Annotated in this window: 13 protein-coding genes; 7 read left to right on the forward strand and 6 right to left on the reverse strand. The window is 64.9% G+C overall.

Features of this window, described 5'->3' with window-relative positions; translation table 11 throughout:
- Positions 1 to 173 precede the first annotated feature (173 nt).
- The 3 genes from WKW80_RS07630 to WKW80_RS07640 all read left to right on the forward strand — a co-directional run bounded on the left by WKW80_RS07630 (position 174) and on the right by WKW80_RS07640 (position 3,594).
- The gene (locus WKW80_RS07630; RefSeq protein WP_340362956.1) at positions 174 to 2,519 is read left to right on the forward strand and encodes an NADP-dependent malic enzyme; all 2,346 of its coding nucleotides are present in this window, start codon (positions 174 to 176) and stop codon (positions 2,517 to 2,519) included.
- A 179-nt stretch (positions 2,520 to 2,698) separates the two neighbouring features.
- Entirely contained in the window at positions 2,699 to 3,112 is a 414-nt protein-coding gene (locus tag WKW80_RS07635; RefSeq protein ID WP_340362957.1) for a guanyl-specific ribonuclease, read from the forward strand.
- Positions 3,113 to 3,159: 47 nt separating this feature from the next.
- Positions 3,160 to 3,594 carry a barstar family protein gene (locus WKW80_RS07640; protein WP_422822866.1) on the forward strand — a complete coding sequence of 145 codons (435 nt, stop codon included), beginning with the start codon at positions 3,160 to 3,162 and terminating at the stop codon, positions 3,592 to 3,594.
- Positions 3,595 to 3,927: 333 nt separating this feature from the next.
- Here WKW80_RS07640 and rsmA read toward each other — a convergent pair whose 3' ends face one another.
- The 3 genes from rsmA to WKW80_RS07655 are packed head-to-tail and all read right to left on the reverse strand — an operon-like array spanning position 3,928 to position 8,641.
- Positions 3,928 to 4,692, reverse strand: a complete 765-nt coding sequence (rsmA, locus tag WKW80_RS07645) for a 16S rRNA (adenine(1518)-N(6)/adenine(1519)-N(6))-dimethyltransferase RsmA (RefSeq protein WP_340362959.1) — start codon at positions 4,690 to 4,692, stop codon at positions 3,928 to 3,930.
- On the reverse strand, positions 4,689 to 6,155 hold the full coding sequence (locus WKW80_RS07650) for a peptidylprolyl isomerase (protein WP_340362960.1): 1,467 nt from the start codon (positions 6,153 to 6,155) through the stop codon (positions 4,689 to 4,691). Before WKW80_RS07650 ends, rsmA begins: the two co-directional genes overlap by 4 nt.
- Before the next feature lie 11 nt (positions 6,156 to 6,166).
- Complete coding sequence (locus WKW80_RS07655; protein ID WP_340363173.1) at positions 6,167 to 8,641, reverse strand: LPS-assembly protein LptD; 2,475 nt, start codon at positions 8,639 to 8,641, stop codon at positions 6,167 to 6,169.
- 126 nt (positions 8,642 to 8,767) lie between these two features.
- Here WKW80_RS07655 and WKW80_RS07660 point away from each other — a divergent pair, with 126 nt between their 5' ends.
- From WKW80_RS07660 to WKW80_RS07670, 3 genes are all read left to right on the forward strand, one after another.
- Complete coding sequence (locus WKW80_RS07660; RefSeq protein ID WP_340362961.1) at positions 8,768 to 9,856, forward strand: aminoglycoside phosphotransferase family protein; 1,089 nt, start codon at positions 8,768 to 8,770, stop codon at positions 9,854 to 9,856.
- A 14-nt stretch (positions 9,857 to 9,870) separates the two neighbouring features.
- Positions 9,871 to 10,593 carry a 16S rRNA (uracil(1498)-N(3))-methyltransferase gene (locus WKW80_RS07665; RefSeq protein WP_340362962.1) on the forward strand — a complete coding sequence of 241 codons (723 nt, stop codon included), beginning with the start codon at positions 9,871 to 9,873 and terminating at the stop codon, positions 10,591 to 10,593.
- A gap of 265 nt (positions 10,594 to 10,858) precedes the next feature.
- Complete coding sequence (locus WKW80_RS07670) at positions 10,859 to 11,314, forward strand: YidB family protein (protein WP_340362963.1); 456 nt, start codon at positions 10,859 to 10,861, stop codon at positions 11,312 to 11,314.
- A gap of 170 nt (positions 11,315 to 11,484) precedes the next feature.
- On the opposite strand, the gene WKW80_RS07675 is transcribed toward WKW80_RS07670, so the two are convergent.
- Positions 11,485 to 12,324, reverse strand: coding sequence for an alpha/beta hydrolase (locus WKW80_RS07675; RefSeq protein ID WP_340363174.1), 840 nt, complete (start codon positions 12,322 to 12,324; stop codon positions 11,485 to 11,487).
- A 32-nt stretch (positions 12,325 to 12,356) separates the two neighbouring features.
- A complete protein-coding gene (locus WKW80_RS07680; protein WP_340362964.1) occupies positions 12,357 to 13,853 on the reverse strand; it encodes a M20 family metallopeptidase in 1,497 nt (498 codons plus the stop codon).
- Positions 13,854 to 14,023: 170 nt separating this feature from the next.
- Here WKW80_RS07680 and WKW80_RS07685 point away from each other — a divergent pair, with 170 nt between their 5' ends.
- Positions 14,024 to 14,800 (forward strand): DUF72 domain-containing protein, encoded by a 777-nt coding sequence (locus WKW80_RS07685; RefSeq protein ID WP_340362965.1) that lies wholly within the window; start codon positions 14,024 to 14,026, stop codon positions 14,798 to 14,800.
- Here WKW80_RS07685 and WKW80_RS07690 read toward each other — a convergent pair.
- Positions 14,797 to 15,345 (reverse strand): bactofilin family protein, encoded by a 549-nt coding sequence (locus WKW80_RS07690; RefSeq protein ID WP_340362966.1) that lies wholly within the window; start codon positions 15,343 to 15,345, stop codon positions 14,797 to 14,799. The genes WKW80_RS07685 and WKW80_RS07690 overlap by 4 nt on opposite strands.
- Positions 15,346 to 15,395 lie beyond the last annotated feature (50 nt).

The raw sequence follows: 15,395 nt of genomic DNA on the forward strand, positions 1-15,395 counted from the left end.
ATGTGCTTCTGCGGCGGGATATTGCCACATCGGCATCCCGGCATGCGCCGATTTCATGCCCCTGCATCGCGGGTCCGCCTGCATGCAGGCCGAGGTCTACAATCGCGCCCCCAATGAACAATGTCGCCTGCGGCTTATTGCGTGTGCCCAGCGACTGCAGGAGCCAGGTGTCCATGTCCGATTCCCCCTCGACCACCACTGCCCCCAGCGCTGAAGACAAGCGCGCCGAACTGCGCCGCGCCGCACTCGAATACCACGAGTTCCCGGTCCCCGGGAAGATCGCCATCGCCGCGACCAAGCAGATGCTCAACCAGCGCGACCTGTCGCTGGCTTACTCCCCCGGCGTTGCGGCGCCTTGCGAGGAAATCGTCAAGGACCCGGCCAACGCCTACAAGTACACCTCGCGCGGCAATCTGGTCGGCGTCATCAGCAACGGCACCGCCGTGCTAGGCCTGGGCGACATCGGCCCGCTGGCTTCCAAGCCGGTGATGGAAGGCAAGGGCGTGCTGTTCAAGAAGTTCGCCGGCGTCGACGTATTCGACATCGAGATCGACGAGAAGGATCCGGTCAAGCTCGTCGAGGTCATCGCCGCCCTGGAGCCGACCTTCGGCGCCATCAACCTCGAGGACATCAAGGCCCCGGACTGCTTCTACGTCGAGCGCGAGCTGCGCAAGCGCATGAGGATCCCGGTGTTCCACGACGACCAGCACGGAACCGCCATCACGGTCGCGGCGGCCATGGTCAACGGCCTCAAGGTCGCCGGCAAGGACATCGCCAAGGTCAAGCTCGTCGCCTCCGGCGCCGGCGCCGCGGCACTGGCCTGCCTGAACCTGCTGCTCAAGGTCGGCCTGAAGCGCGAGAACGTCTTCGTGACCGACCTCGCCGGCGTGGTCTACGAAGGCCGCGAGGAGCTGATGGACGACGACAAGCGCCAGTACATGCAGAAGACCGACATGCGCAAGCTGTCGGAAGTCATCGCAGGCGCGGACGTGTTCCTTGGCCTCTCGGCGGGCGGCGTGCTGAAAGCCGACATGGTCAAGAAGATGGCGCCCCGCCCGGTCATCTTCGCGCTGGCCAACCCCAATCCCGAGATCGCGCCCGAAGACGCCCACGCCGTGCGCGACGACGTGATCATGGCCACCGGCCGCACCGACTACCCGAACCAGGTCAACAACGTCCTGTGCTTCCCGTACATCTTCCGCGGCGCACTCGACTGCGGCGCGACCACGATCACCGACGAGATGGAGATCGCCGCCGTCCACGCGATTGCCGAGCTCGCGCAGGCCGAGCAGAGCGAGCGCGTGGCCGCGGCCTATGCCGGTGAAAAACTCAGCTTCGGCCCCGAGTACCTGATCCCCAAGCCCTTCGACCCGCGCCTCATGATGAAGATCGCGCCGGCCGTGGCCAAGGCGGCTGCGGACAGCGGCGTGGCGCAGCGCCCGATCCAGGACATGGACGCCTACCGCGACAGGCTGCAAAGCTTCGTCTATGCCTCCGGCACCGCGATGAAGCCGATCTTCGACGCGGCCCGCCGCGCGACCCGCAATCGCGTGGCCTTTGCCGAGGGCGAGGAAGAGCGCGTGCTGCGCGCCGTGCAGATCGTGGTCGACGAAGGCCTGGCCCGCCCGACGCTGATCGGCCGCCCGGCCATCATCGCGCAGCGCATCGAGAAGTTCGGTCTGCGCCTGAAGGAGGAGCTCGACTACGACATCGTCAACGTCGAGCAGGACCACCGCTACCGCGATTTCTGGCAGACCTACCACCGCATGACCGAGCGCATGGGCCAGACCGTGCAGACCGCCAAGATCGAGATGCGCCGGCGCCTCACGCTGATCGGCTCGATGCTGCTGTACAAGGGCGAGGTCGATGGCCTCATCTGCGGCACCTGGGGCACCACGCAGACGCACCTGCATTACATCGACCAGGTCATCGGCAAGCGCGCCGGCGGTTGCGCCAGTACGCCGCAGGACGTGCCCGTGTATGCCTGCATGAACGGCCTGCTGCTGCCCGACCGCCAGGTCTTCCTGGTCGACACGCACGTCAACTACGACCCGTCGCCCGAGGAACTGGCGGAGATCACCACGATGGCGGCCGAGGAGATGATGCGCTTCGGCATCAAGCCGAAGGCGGCGCTGCTGTCGCACTCCAACTTCGGCACCAGCAACCAGCCGACCGCGATCAAGATGCGCAGGACACTGGCGCTGCTGCGCGAGCAGGCCCCCTGGCTCGAAGTCGACGGGGAAATGCACGGCGACGTCGCATTGGACGGAAAGCAGCGCGCCGCCGTGATGCCGCACAGCGCCTTGGCCGGCAATGCCAACCTTCTCGTTTTCCCCAACATTGACGCCGCCAACATCTCGTACAACCTGCTGAAAACAGCCGCCGGCGGCAATATTGCCATCGGCCCGGTGCTGCTGGGGGCGGCAAAGCCAGTGCACATTCTCACGGCAAGCGCCACTGTCAGACGGATCGTCAACATGACCGCCCTGACCGTCGCCGACGCAAACGCCGAACGCTAGGGCACAGGAAGACAGCGGGCGCTAACTTACAATCGCGGCGCGCCGCTTGTGCACTGCTCATTTCTTGAGCAGGTGCTTGCTATTAGCGCGCGTCTGGTGCACACTAGCGGGCTTGAATTTCCGGGTTAACCCCAAGGTTGGCCCCGGATTCGGTCTCGCTCTTTTCCTCCTGGTGCCCCATGGCGGCTCACGCCCCGAACACGTTTCCTGTTTCCAAGTTTGCGCTCACCAGCTTGTTGCTGGTGGCGCTTTCCACCGGAGTTCAGGCGCGTGAATGGTTTGGTTACAGGGGCGGGCAGCCGGACACGGGAACGATTGCGTTAGCCGAGTTGCCCCCGCAAGGGCAGCAAACCTACGAGGCCATCTTGAAAGGTGGTCCTTTCCGACACGAAAAAGACGGCACGGTGTTTGGCAATCGCGAACGCCAGTTGCCGCGGGAACGGCGAGGCCATTACCGTGAATACACGGTCGATACCCCTGGTTCGCGAGATCGCGGTGCCAAGCGCATTGTTTGCGGCGGCGAACAAACCACACCGTCTGCCTGTTGGTATACGGCTGACCACTACGCAAGTTTCAGGCGCATTACGCAATGAGCAGTGACGAATTGGAATGGAGGGGCGCCTTGACGCGCCAGGATGCAATGACGACGACAACCATTGAAAGACCAGCGGAGATGACTTTATCCCTTCGTGCCGTGCGGCCGAACATCGTGCAGTCGATTCGCGCCTTCCGCGTGAACGACCTGCAGGAAGCAGCGCACGCAGCCGGCCAGCACTTCCTGTATGCCAACCTGGGCAATGCCCAGACCAAGCAGGACGTGCTTGACCTGATCGCCCAGCAGTTCACCTTCCCGGCGCATGTCGGCAAGAACTTCGACGCTCTTTATGACTGCATGACGGACCCGCTTCACAAGTCGGGTCCGCAGCCTGGTTTCGTGGTGGTCCTGGAGCAGATCCCGGCCAACGCGAAATTCGACAAGGAAGCGCGCGAGCAACTGCTCGACATCTTCCGCGACGCCTCCGACTACTGGGGGGACCGGAAGATACCGTTCAGGTGCTTCTATTCTTTTCTGTAGCCCGTTCTGCACACACCAGCCAAGCAGAACGGGCGAACGAGGCTTCGCAGGGCACTGACGTGCTCGCCGGGATCAACGTTGACGCAGACCCCAACGCCGAGAAAATGCCAACTGACAAGTTGGTCGATGTCTCGCCGCTGGCGCTGCGTATGAGCAGTCCCTTCAACGCAGGATATTGGTTAGCCGCAGCCTGAGGTTGTTGCTCGCCGCCGGGCTCAGCGACATCTCGTGTCGCGCGTCCCCCCACCTCCAAGCGGAGGCAACACCAGCGGCCCGGAAGAGCCGGTTCTGCGGTGTCTTCGGTATTCAAGCCCGTCCTTGCGACGGGCTTTTCTATTCGGGTACCGCCTGGGCCAGTGCGACGTATTCGGCCACGGGCACTTCTTCCGCGCGGCGCTGGATGTCGAAGGTGCCCCCGAAGTTGTGCGCCTCCAGCCACTTGCCCAGCGTATGCCGCAGGATCTTGCGCCGCTGGCTGAACGCCACTTGCACGATCTCGCCCAGCCGACCAGCGTCGACAGCGGGTGGCTCGGCCAGCGGCACCATGCGCACCACGGCGCTGTCCACGCGCGGGGGCGGATCGAAGCTCTCCGGCGGCACGAACAGCACGTTCTCCATCGCGTAGCGCCATTGCAGCATCACGCTCAGGCGGCTGTAGTCGGACGTCGCAGGACGCGCCACCATCCGGTCGATCACTTCCTTTTGCAGCATGAAATGCTGGTCGGCGATCAGGTGCGCAAATCCGAGCAGGTGAAACAGGATCGGCGTCGAGATGTTGTAGGGCAGGTTGCCCACCACGCGCAGCGCGGCCGGGGCCTTTTGCGCAGCGAGCACGGCGAAGTCGACCTTCAGGACATCGGACTCGATGACTTCCAGCTGCGCATGGTCGCGCAGCCGGGCGGCCAGGTCCCGGTCGAGTTCGATGACGGTGAGACGCCCCAGCCGTTCGACCAGCGGTTGCGTCAAGGCGGCAAGCCCCGGCCCGATCTCGACCATGGCATCGCCCGGCTGGGGCGCGATTGCCTGCACGATCGCGTCGATGATCCCGCCATCGGACAGGAAGTGCTGCCCGAAGCGCTTGCGCGCGATGTGCTTCAAGACTGCGGCGGCTCGCGGAATTCGACGTAGGCGCGGGCCCGCACCTCTTGCGCCCAGGTGTCGAAGGCTTCTTCAAGCTTCTTGTCGCGCAGTGCGGAGCGCGCTGCCTCGCGCTGCTCGGCCGGATTCAGCTTGGTGTCGCGTCGGCCTTCCACCTGGATCAGGTGCACACCGAAGCGCGACACCACCGGGTCGCTTATTTCGCCCGGCGCCAGGCGGTTCATGGCTTCCTCGAATTCAGGCACGAACTGGCCGGAACGGGTCCAGCCGAGTTCGCCGCCTTCCTTGGCGCTTCCGTCCTGCGAATTGTCCCGCGCGAGCCCCGGGAAGTCCGCCGTGCCGCTGGTGATCCGGCGCTTGAAATCTGCGAGCCTTGCGATCGCCTGCTCGGTGCTCGTCTTGGCATCGGTACGCAGCAGGATATGGCGGACCTGGGTTTGCGTGACGGTCGCATCGGCAGCGCCCGGCTGCGACCTGGCGAGCACCTTGAGCACGTGAAAACCGGCCGGTGAGCGCACCGGGCCGGCGATGCCGTTCACAGCCGTCGACTCGACGGCGTCGGTGAACAGCGGCGGGTAGCGGTCTGCACTGCGCAGGCCGAGCGCACCGCCCGCGGCCTTGTCGGAAGAATCGGACAACTCGCGCGCCATCTTTGCGAAGTCTTCGCCACCGCGTGCGCGCTTGGCGATGCCCTGGGCCTTTTGATCGAGCGTGGCAATTTGGGCATCGGTCGCGCCTTCGGGCACTGCCACGAGGATCTGCGCAAGATTGATATCGGAGGCCAGCGCGCCGTTGGGCGACGTGCGCTGGTCGCGCAGGAATTGGTCCACCTCGAGATCGCTGATCTTGACCTTGGGGTCGACCTCGCGTTCGCGCAAGCGTGTCAGTAGCAACTGGTTGCGCAGGTCGCGCCGGAAATCCGCTTGCGTGAGGCCTTCGGATGCCACGCGCCGGCGCAGTTCCTCGACGGTGAGCTGGTTCTGGCGTGCCACGGTCTGTTCGGCCTGGTCGACCGCGATGTCGTCGACCTTGATGCCCTGCTCCTTGGCCACCTGCAATTGGGCGCGCTCGCTGATCAGGCGCTCCAGCACCATCGAGTTCAGCTGGGCCCGGGGCATCTTGCCCGCCTCGTTCGGGTTCTGCTCGAGGATGCGCGCCACGCGCATCTGCACGTCGGAGTTGGTGATGGGCTCCGAATTGACCAGCGCCACGATGTATTCGGCGGAACGCTGCGCTGCCGGACCCGCAGCCGGGCGCGCGGGCTGAGCCGGCGGCGCCGTGAATCGCTGCGGCGACCGCATGATGTCCGTGATGCCGCGGCTCGGAGCGGCCGGAGCGGCCGGGGCGGCCGGGGCGGACGTGTTGGGTGCCGTGGCGGGGCGGAGGCCTTGTGCCTGCGCGCCAAACGCCATGGCCAGTGCCGTGCCGACGGCCAGCGTGAGGGTGGGGCGAAGGTGTTTCATGACAGAGATGCTCAATCGTAATTGGTGAAGCGGCTGGGGCCGGCGACCGGCTGGCGCAGCGGCGTGTAGCGCGGGATATTGGTTTGCAGGGTTCGCATCGGGCTGGTGCCGACGCTGGTAAAGCCCACGAACTCAATCTGGAACATGATGCGCGTATTTGCGGTGACCTGACCAGTCGTAAGCCTTTCCAGCACGACACGGCCGATGTAGCAGCAGCCGTCGTATTCGAGGCCGATGATGCCGTCCGTCATCTTGCGATCGACCATGCTGTAGTTGAGCCGACCGACTGCATACCAGCGCCCGCCCCCCTCTCCGCGGCCCGGGCCCAGAGTCTTGTCGCCCGTGTCGCCCCAGAGATCGTTCAGCGGCCATTGCCAGCCGACGTCGATGGATTTGTTGCCGTCGTTCGCGCCGGGGCTTGATTCGGCCTGGTACCGATAGGCCGCGCTGACGGTGCGGTAGGGTCCCGGGCTGTAGCGCACCCCCAGTGTGTTGCGGCTCGAAATGTGGGTATCCGGGTTGTACTGGATGGTGGTGTCCAGGCTCCACTTGGGCGTCCAGTTGATCTGCGCGCCCAGCAGCAGGTCGCCCACGCCCTTCTCGACGGGCAAGACGGTCGGCAGTTGCACTTTCTGGTCACTGAAACGCAAGCGCTGCGCGATGCCGAAGCGTGCGGCTTCGGCGCCGGTGTCGGGGTCGATCAGACGCGACGTCACGCCCAGCGTGAGCAGGTTGTTGTCGGCGATGCGGTCGTTGCCCGAGAACGCGTTCTCGGTGTAGATGGTGGCGAAGTTGAAGTCGTTGGCCGCGGTGTCGTAGACCGGGATCGCGCTCTGGTCGCGATAGGGCGTGTAGACGTAGAAGGCGCGCGGCTCCAGCGTCTGGATCAGCGAGCGGCCAAAGAAGTTGGTGTTGCGTTCGAAGACCAGTCCACCGTCGAGGCTGAAGGTCGGCACCGTCACATTCGCGGACGACGCGCCATTGAATTGACCGTATGTCGCCGCGCGCGGATCCACCTGGAGCGGCGAATCGAACTGGTAGGCCCGTGCGTTCAGTTGAAGCTTCGGAATGACGTAGCTGCCGGGCGTGATGAACGGGCGGCTGATGGTCGCTTGCGAGTACACCCGTTCGGCATTCGGCTGGTTCAGCAAGACCGGAGGTGGCACCCGGCCCGCGTACTGCAGGTACTGCACGGTCGGGTCGGCGTTGAACCGCGTGTAGTCATTGTTGAGCGAGACGTCGAAGCCGTGCCAATCGTACTTGTTGTAGTCGGCGGTGACCTGCGGCATTCGGTTGTACGGCGGGATGATGGGTGCCGTGGAGTCCTGCAGCGTCTGGTAATACAGCGCGCGCGCCTGCCCGCTCCAATCGCCCTTGCTCCAGCGGAGGGTGCCGTCGCTGGCCAGCAGCCGCTGCGTGAGCGACGGCGTATGCGAGAAATCGCGCCAGTAGTCGTCGTCGCTGACGCGGTTGATGTTGATCGATCCGCTGAAGCTGTCGAGCCCGACGGACTTCGCATCGAAGGTTTGCGAATGCGACGACCAGATGCCCCAGCGATCGCGGTCGCGCAACGCGTCGTAAGGCATGTAGTCGACGCGGGCCTCGCCGTTGTAGCCTTTCTCGAGGTAGCGGAAATCGGTGCTGATGTCGATGCCGCGTTTGGTCATCAGCGTGGGTGTGATGGTCGCGTCCCGGTTCGGCGCAATATTCCAGTACCAGGGCTGCGCGATCTCGATGCCGTTGACGTTGTCGATGCCAACGATCGGCGGTAGAAGGCCACTCTTGCGCGTGCTGTTGAGCGGAAAGCTCAGGCTTGGAAACGGCGGCGTGCTGATTCCCATGAAGGTGAGTTGCGCGTTTTCGGCAACGCCGACGTTTTCTTCCGTGTCGGTATGCAAGGTGGTCGCACTCAACATCCATGCCGGCATCCAGCCCGGGAAGTCTTCGCGCCGGCAGGTGGTGTAGTTGGCCTCGCGCGCGACCGATCGGGCCTCGTCTACGAAGTCGATGCGTTGCGCTTCGCCATGGCCGCCGGTGGCCAGGAACCGGTAGCGCACATTGTTGAAGAAGCCTTCGAAGGTCTCGACCTTGAGTTCGAGTTCCGGCCCTTCGTACTCGTTGCCCGCCTGGTTCACGCGCACGTGTCCGCTGGCCTTGGCCAGGTCGTTGGGCTGGTCGTACGTGAGCTTGTCCGCGTGGATCACCGTGTCGCCGCGGCGCAGCGAGGCATTGCCCGTGACCACGGTTTCCAGGTCGGGCCGGCCCGAGATGCTGTCGCCGCTGATGAAGCTCGATTGATCTCCCCGCAACGGCTGCGGCACCGTTTCCTGCAATTGCGGCGTGCGCCTGAGCGTGAGCGGCCCCTCGAGGTCCGCCGTTTGCGCGGCCGCGCCATGCGCATGCAGGAGCGCCAGCGACAGTACGGCCAGCGGAAGCGGAGGTTGGCAGCGGCGCCGGGGGGCACGGGTCAGGTCAGGCGTCGGCACAGGCAAGGGCGTCGGTCAGGTGAGGCAGAGTGGCCGGTGATGGGTGGCAAGGGGTCGGGCCGCAGCCAAGTGGCAAGGCTGCCGGCGGCCGTCCGCGCCATGCGGATTTGTAGAATTCGATTATCCATGACAGCACCTTCGCCAACGCCCATCGGCGCCGACCCAGCCATTGCGTGGAGCGATTCCGCCCGCGCCGCCGCATTTGAACAATGGTTGACCGCCATCGCACCGGCCCAGGGACTGCGCCCCGAAACCGTGCGGCTGGCTTCGGCCGACGCCAGTTTCCGCCGCTACTTCCGTGTGGACAGCCGCGACGCCGGGATCGGTTCGCGCATCGTGATGGACGCACCTCCGGCGCTGGAGGACAGCGCGCCGTTCGTGAAGGTGGCCGCGCTGATGGCCGAAGCCGGCGTGAAGGCTCCGCGGGTGCTCGACTGGAACCGCCCCGACGGCTTCCTGCTGCTGGACGATCTCGGCCGGCAGACGATGCTCGACGTGATCGACGCCAGCCGGCCAGAGGCCAATCTGCCGCACTATCTTCAGGCGATCGACGCGCTGATCCGCTGGCAGTCGACGTCGAAGCCGGGTGTCCTGCCGCCCTACGACAAGGCACTGCTGGAGCGCGAGTTGTCGCTGTTTCCGCAGTGGTACCTGGGCGCACACCGCGGCGTTGCGGTCGAGGGCATCCTGAAGGAGCGGCTCGAACGCGCCTTCAAGCTCATCGTCGAGACCAACCTTGCATCCGCCAATGTGTATGTGCACCGCGACTTCATGCCGCGAAACCTGATGGTTGGCGCGGACGACCGCCTCGGCGTGCTCGACTTCCAGGACGCCGTCTACGGACCGATCAGCTACGACATCGCCTGCCTGATGCGCGACGCATTCCTGAGCTGGGACGAGGAGTTCGTGCTCGACGTGACCGTGCGCTACTGGGAAGCCGCGCGCAAGGCCGGCTTGCCGGTCGACGAAGACTTCGGCAGCTTCTACCGCGCGGTCGAATGGATGGGCCTGCAACGCCATCTGAAGGTAGCCGGCATCTTTGCGCGCCTGACGTTGCGCGACGGCAAGCCCCGGTACCTCGCCGACACGCCGCGCTTCATTCGCTACATCCGTACGACCTGTGCCCGCTACAGCCAGCTCACGCCATTGCTGCGGGTGATCGACGAAGTCGAAGGCACGGCCGAAGCCACCGGGTTCGCTTTCGGCCGCGTCTGAGCGCTGCCGCCACGATGCCGCGCTTCTACTGCTCCGTGCCACTGTCGCGCGGCGACACGCTGGTGCTGCCGCCCGGCGCGGCGCGCCATGTGCAGGTCCTGCGATTGCAGCCGGGCGACGAGATCACGTTGTTCGACGGTGCCGGCGGTGAATACCTCGCCATAGTCGAGCGCATGGGCCGCAGCGACGTTGCCGTGAATGTGGGTGCGCACGATCCGGTCGAACGTGAAGCGCCACGCGCGGTACATCTCGCGCTGGGCATGCCGGCCAATGAGCGAATGGACTGGCTGGTCGAGAAGGCCACCGAACTCGGCGTGTCGAGCATCCAGCCCCTCATGACGGCGCACGGCGTGCTGCGCCTGAACGGCGAACGCGCCGAGAAGAAGGTCGCACACTGGCAGGCCGTGGCTGTCGCGGCCTGCGAGCAATGCGGTCGCAATCGTGTGCCGCAAGTCCTGGCGGTACGCTCGCTGAACGACTGGCTCGCGGCATTGCCTGCAGCGGGCGCAGGCGAGCGTCGCAGCATCCTGAGCTTTGCCGACGGCGCACGCACGACCGGCGGGCTGCTCGCGGAGGCGCCGGCCAGCTTCACGGTGCTGAGCGGGCCCGAGGGCGGTCTCAGCGCGCCGGAGGAACAGGAGGCGTTGCGCCGGGGTTTCATACCGCTCACGCTCGGCAGGCGCGTGCTGCGCGCGGAAACCGCAGCCATCGCGGCCCTCGTCTCCCTCGCAAGCTGAGGAGGCTGTGAACATCGGGCGGAGATCCGCTTTCCCGTGCTGCGCAAGTGGACGGAGATGACAGCCGCAAGCCGTACGCGCAGAATCCCTCGGCCGCTCGCCACTTTCTCGCACAAGGCCTGATTGGCGCCGCGGCTGCGAGGCAGTACTTCACATTGAGCCCCTGAAAGTCGCGACGTCGACTGCACGCAGGCCTGCGGCGTTCGACAATGCGAGGCTGCCACACATATCAAGCGCGCCTGTATGCGCACATCGGGAGAAAGTCATGGGATTGCTGGATTCGGTACTCGGTCAGGTGCTAGGCGCCACAGGGCAACAACAACCGCAGCAAGGCGGGGGCCTTGGGGGGCTCGGCGATATCGGCGGGCTTGCCGGTGCACTGGGCGGCCTGCTGGCCAACAATGGGTCGCAAGGCGGCCTTGGCGGGCTGGTTTCGAAGTTCGAGCAGGCCGGCATGGGCGATGTGATCGGCTCGTGGATCGGCAAGGGCGAAAACGCCCCCATCTCCGGCAACCAACTGGGCGAGGTGCTCGGTGGCGATGCGATTTCCAGCATCGCCGGCAAGCTGGGCATCAACGCCGCGACGCTGCTGCCAATGCTCGCAACGATGCTTCCCTCGCTGATCGACCAGCTCACACCGCATGGCAAAGTTCCCGACCAAGGGCTGGGCAGCCATGACGATCTCCTGTCGTCGCTCAGCGGACTCCTGCAGAAGGGTTGAGGCAACGGGCCTGCTGCATCCCCTTGATTGAAAGGCGCTTCCAGGCGCCTTTTCTTTTTTCAGGAGGCAAGCGGAGGCGGGGCGCGCAATGAACTGCAATCTCTCGCTGCCGGTGGTGCGCTTCATCGACGTTGCGTCGCCGCTCCCGGAAACAAGCCGCGGCTGGCCCTTCAACAGTGCCTGTCGAGCCAGCTTCGCAGCGACGCGAACACCGCCTTCGCGTTCATCTCGTTGAAGATCTCGTGGAACAGCCCGTCGAAGCAAGTCGCGGTCACCACACCGTCTTGCGGCGTGGCCCGTGCGAAAGCCTTGCTGGCAGCAGGATTCACGAGCTTGTCGGCGCCGGCGTAGAGCAGCAAGGTGGGTACCTTCCAATGCCGGGCCGCGGCCTGCACCACCGCCCCTTCCTCCGACAGGAAGCTCGCGAGGCGACCGCAGATTCGATCGTGATTCAACGAGTCATCCCGATAGGCCTGCACGACGGCCGGATCATGCGAGATGTGTTCGACATTGATGCCGTTGCTCACGCGCAGGTTCGGTGCGATGCGCGGCAGCACGGCAACCAGCAACTTCTGCACGGCATCGAGGCCCGGGTCGAACGCGGGTGAAGACAGCACCAGCGCCTCGACCGGCCGCACGCCACGCGCAACGAAGCTGGCCGCGACAAGGCCACCCATGCTGTGGCCCAGCAGGATCAAGGGCACTTCGGGGCAGACGCGGCGCGTCTCGTCGACCACGGCGGCCAGGTCGTCGACCAAGCGCATCGTGCTCGGCAATCCGCCTCGTACGCCACTCGACTTTCCGTGTCCGTAGTGATCGTGCGCGCGAACCTCGAACCCCCAGCTGTTGAGGCGCTGCGCGACATGGTCATAGCGGCCCATGTGTTCGCCGAGGCCATGCGTGATCTGCACGATCGCGCGCGGCGTCGTGCCCTCGACGGTCCATTCGCGCAGCGCGAGCGACTCGCCATCGGGTCGCCGCAAGGTGAGGCCGCCCTCGAGGGGGTCGATGCCCGCTCCGTCCGGATGGGTGAGATCGCTGTTCAAGCCGCGGCCGCCAAGTGTGACGCGGCGAGTGCAGCGATCACTTCGGACACTGCGGCAGTCAGCTTCTTGGCATATGGCACGTTCAGGAACTCATTGGGTCCGTGCGCATTGCTCTTGGGGCCGAGCACGCCGCAGACCATCATCTGCGCAGTAGGGAAGCCCTTGGTCAGCATGTTCATGAGCGGAATGGTTCCACCCTGGCCGATGAAGCCGCATGGCGCGTCGAAGTGCGCCTGGCTTGCAGAATGCAGCGCCTGTTCGAACCACGGTGTGATCGTGGGCGCGTTCCAGCCGGTGGCACCGGTGCCGCCCTCGAAGGTCACGCGTGCCTTGTACGGCGCGTTGTCTTCCAACAGCGACTTGAGTTGTTGCACGGCTTCGTCGGCCTGCACCAGTGGCGGCAGGCGCAGCGACAGCTTGAATGCGGTGTAGGGACGCAGCACGTTGCCTGCGTCCTTGATCGCGGGAAAGCCTTCGGCGCCCGTCACGCTCAAGGTCGGTTTCCAGGTGCGATTCAGCAATGCTTCGACCGGGTCGGTGGTGGTGGGCAGCGCAAAGCTCGTCGCGCCTTCGCAGTCGTAGTGCGCCCACGGGAAGCGCTTGTAGACCTCCTCGCCGAGGATGGCAGCCGTGGCCCTCGCCTGCGCCAGCCGATCGGGCGGCACTTCGCAATGAAAGCTTGCGGGGAGGAGACGGCCGGTCTTGCTGTCCTCCAGGCGGTCGAGCACCTGGCGCATGATGCGGAAGCTCGATGGCACCAGCCCTGATGCATCGCCGGAATGGATGCCTTCGGTCAGCACCTCGACCTTGAGCGTTCCGCTGGCCATGCCGCGCAGCGAGGTGGTCAGCCACAACTGATCGTAGTTGCCGGCGCCGGAGTCGAGGCAGATCACCAGCGTGACGTCGCCGAGCCGCGGGCGCAAGGCATCGACGTACGGCAGCAGGTCGTAGGAGCCGCTTTCCTCGCAGGTTTCGATGAGCCCGACGATGCGCGGATGCGCCACACCCTGCGCCTTGAGCGCCTGTATGGCTGCCACGCTCGCATAGACCGCGTAACCGTCGTCGGCACCGCCCCGTCCGTAGAGCAGGCCGTCTTCATACTTCGGCGTCCAGGGGCCGAGGTCGTTGCGCCAGCCGTTGAACTCGGGTTGCTTGTCGAGGTGGCCGTACATCAGGACGGTCTCGGTCATCGCCGTGCCGGTGGCCGGGACTTCGAAGAACATGACCGGCGTGCGGCCTTCGATGCGCACGATTTCCAGCTTCAGGCCCTCGACCTTCTGCGCTTCCACCCACTTTGCCGCGTTGCGCAGCACGGTCTCGAGGTAGCCGTTGGCAGACCACTGCTGGTCGAAGCCCGGGGACTTGGCGGGGATCTCGATGTAGCTGGTGAGTTGCTTGACGATGTCGCCGTCCCATCGGGAGGACACGTCGGACAGGGCGCGCGCGGCGTCGAGCTGGCCCGTCGGATTTTCGCTGTGCAGGGGGGCGTTCATCAGGGATTCTTTCCAGGCAAAGAGCAAGCGCGGATTTTGCGCCGGATCACATGCCCTTGAAAACGAAGGCGCGCACCGAACGCATCGACTGCAAGAAAGATTTTTCCGGTATCCCTTTTCCGGTTTTTGCGTAACCTCTGCGCTCTCTGCATTCAAAGGTATCCGCACTCATGGCAACCACCAAACACCCGGTCCGCGTCGGCGTCGGCGGCTGGACCTACGAGCCCTGGCGCGACAACTTCTATCCCAAGGGCCTGTCGCAAAAGCTCGAGTTGCATTACGCGAGTCGGCAACTCACGGCCATCGAGGTCAACGGAACCTACTACAGCACGATGAAGCCCGAGAGCTTTCGCAAATGGCACGACGAGACGCCGGACGACTTCATGTTCTCGCTCAAGGCCTCGCGCTTCGCTACCAACCGCAAGGTCCTGGCGGATGCGGGCGATTCGATTTCACGCTTCGTCGGCAGCGGCATTGCCGAATTGGGGGACAAGCTGGGCCCGATCGTCTGGCAGTTCATGCCGACCAAGCAATTCGATGCGGAAGACTTCGAAGCCTTCCTGGCCTTGCTGCCGAAAAAGGAAGGCAGCCGCGTGCTGCGCCATGTGATGGACGTGCGCCACGAGAGCTTCATCTCTCTCGACTACCGGAAGCTGGCGAAGAAGTACAAGGTGTCGACCGTCTTCACGGATTCCGACAAGTTTCCGTCGTTCGAAGAACCCGAGGGCGACTTTGCGTATGCGCGCCTGATGATGAGCGCCGCCGACCTGGCAACCGGCTATGCACCCGAGGCGCTCGATGCGTGGGCCGCACGCGCACAAGCATGGGCCAAGACGCCGGCCAAGCGCGACGTGTTCGTCTATTTCATCAATGGCGCCAAGGAAAAAGCACCGGCCGCGGCCGGTGCCTTGCTGGAACGTCTGGGCTGGAAACCCGCCGAAGCCTAAGCCGCAGCCTGCAATGCAGGCTTGCTTTCAACGGGCTTGCTCTCGCTCTTCGCGCCGCCGGTGCCGAAGGTGATTTCGCCGGACAACTGGCCGCCCTCTTCAATGACGATCTTGCCGTAGCGGATCTTGCCGCTGACTTTGCCCGTCGAATGGATCACCAGCCGTTCGCGCACCGTGAGGCTACCCTCGAACACCCCATGGATCTCGGCGATGTCGATCTCGGCGGAGCCCTTGTAAGCGCCCTGCTCGGCGATCTGCATCACGCGCGATGCCATCGTCGCTTCGACCAGGCCTTCGACCACAAGCGTGTCGCAATCGGTGATCTCGACGCCCTTGAGCTTGATGTTCGGGCCGACTGTGAGTTTGCTGCCGCCTTCCTTGACCGCAGGCGCTACGGCATTGGCCGCTTGGGCATTGACGAGAGAGGCCTGGTTCACTGGGGTGCCTGAAAGGTTGGTTGGCGAACCCACCAGCGGAGCCGGGCGGGAAGTGAGATTGTCGGAATCGCTGGTGCGCTTGCCGAAGAAGGGGGACTGAGTGGCCAAAGGTGTAGCTCCTGGAAAAGCTGTATCGTAAGAACGCACTTCCGCACCGC

The organism is Variovorax humicola, assembly GCF_037889915.1.
Classification (GTDB): domain Bacteria; phylum Pseudomonadota; class Gammaproteobacteria; order Burkholderiales; family Burkholderiaceae_C; genus Variovorax; species Variovorax humicola.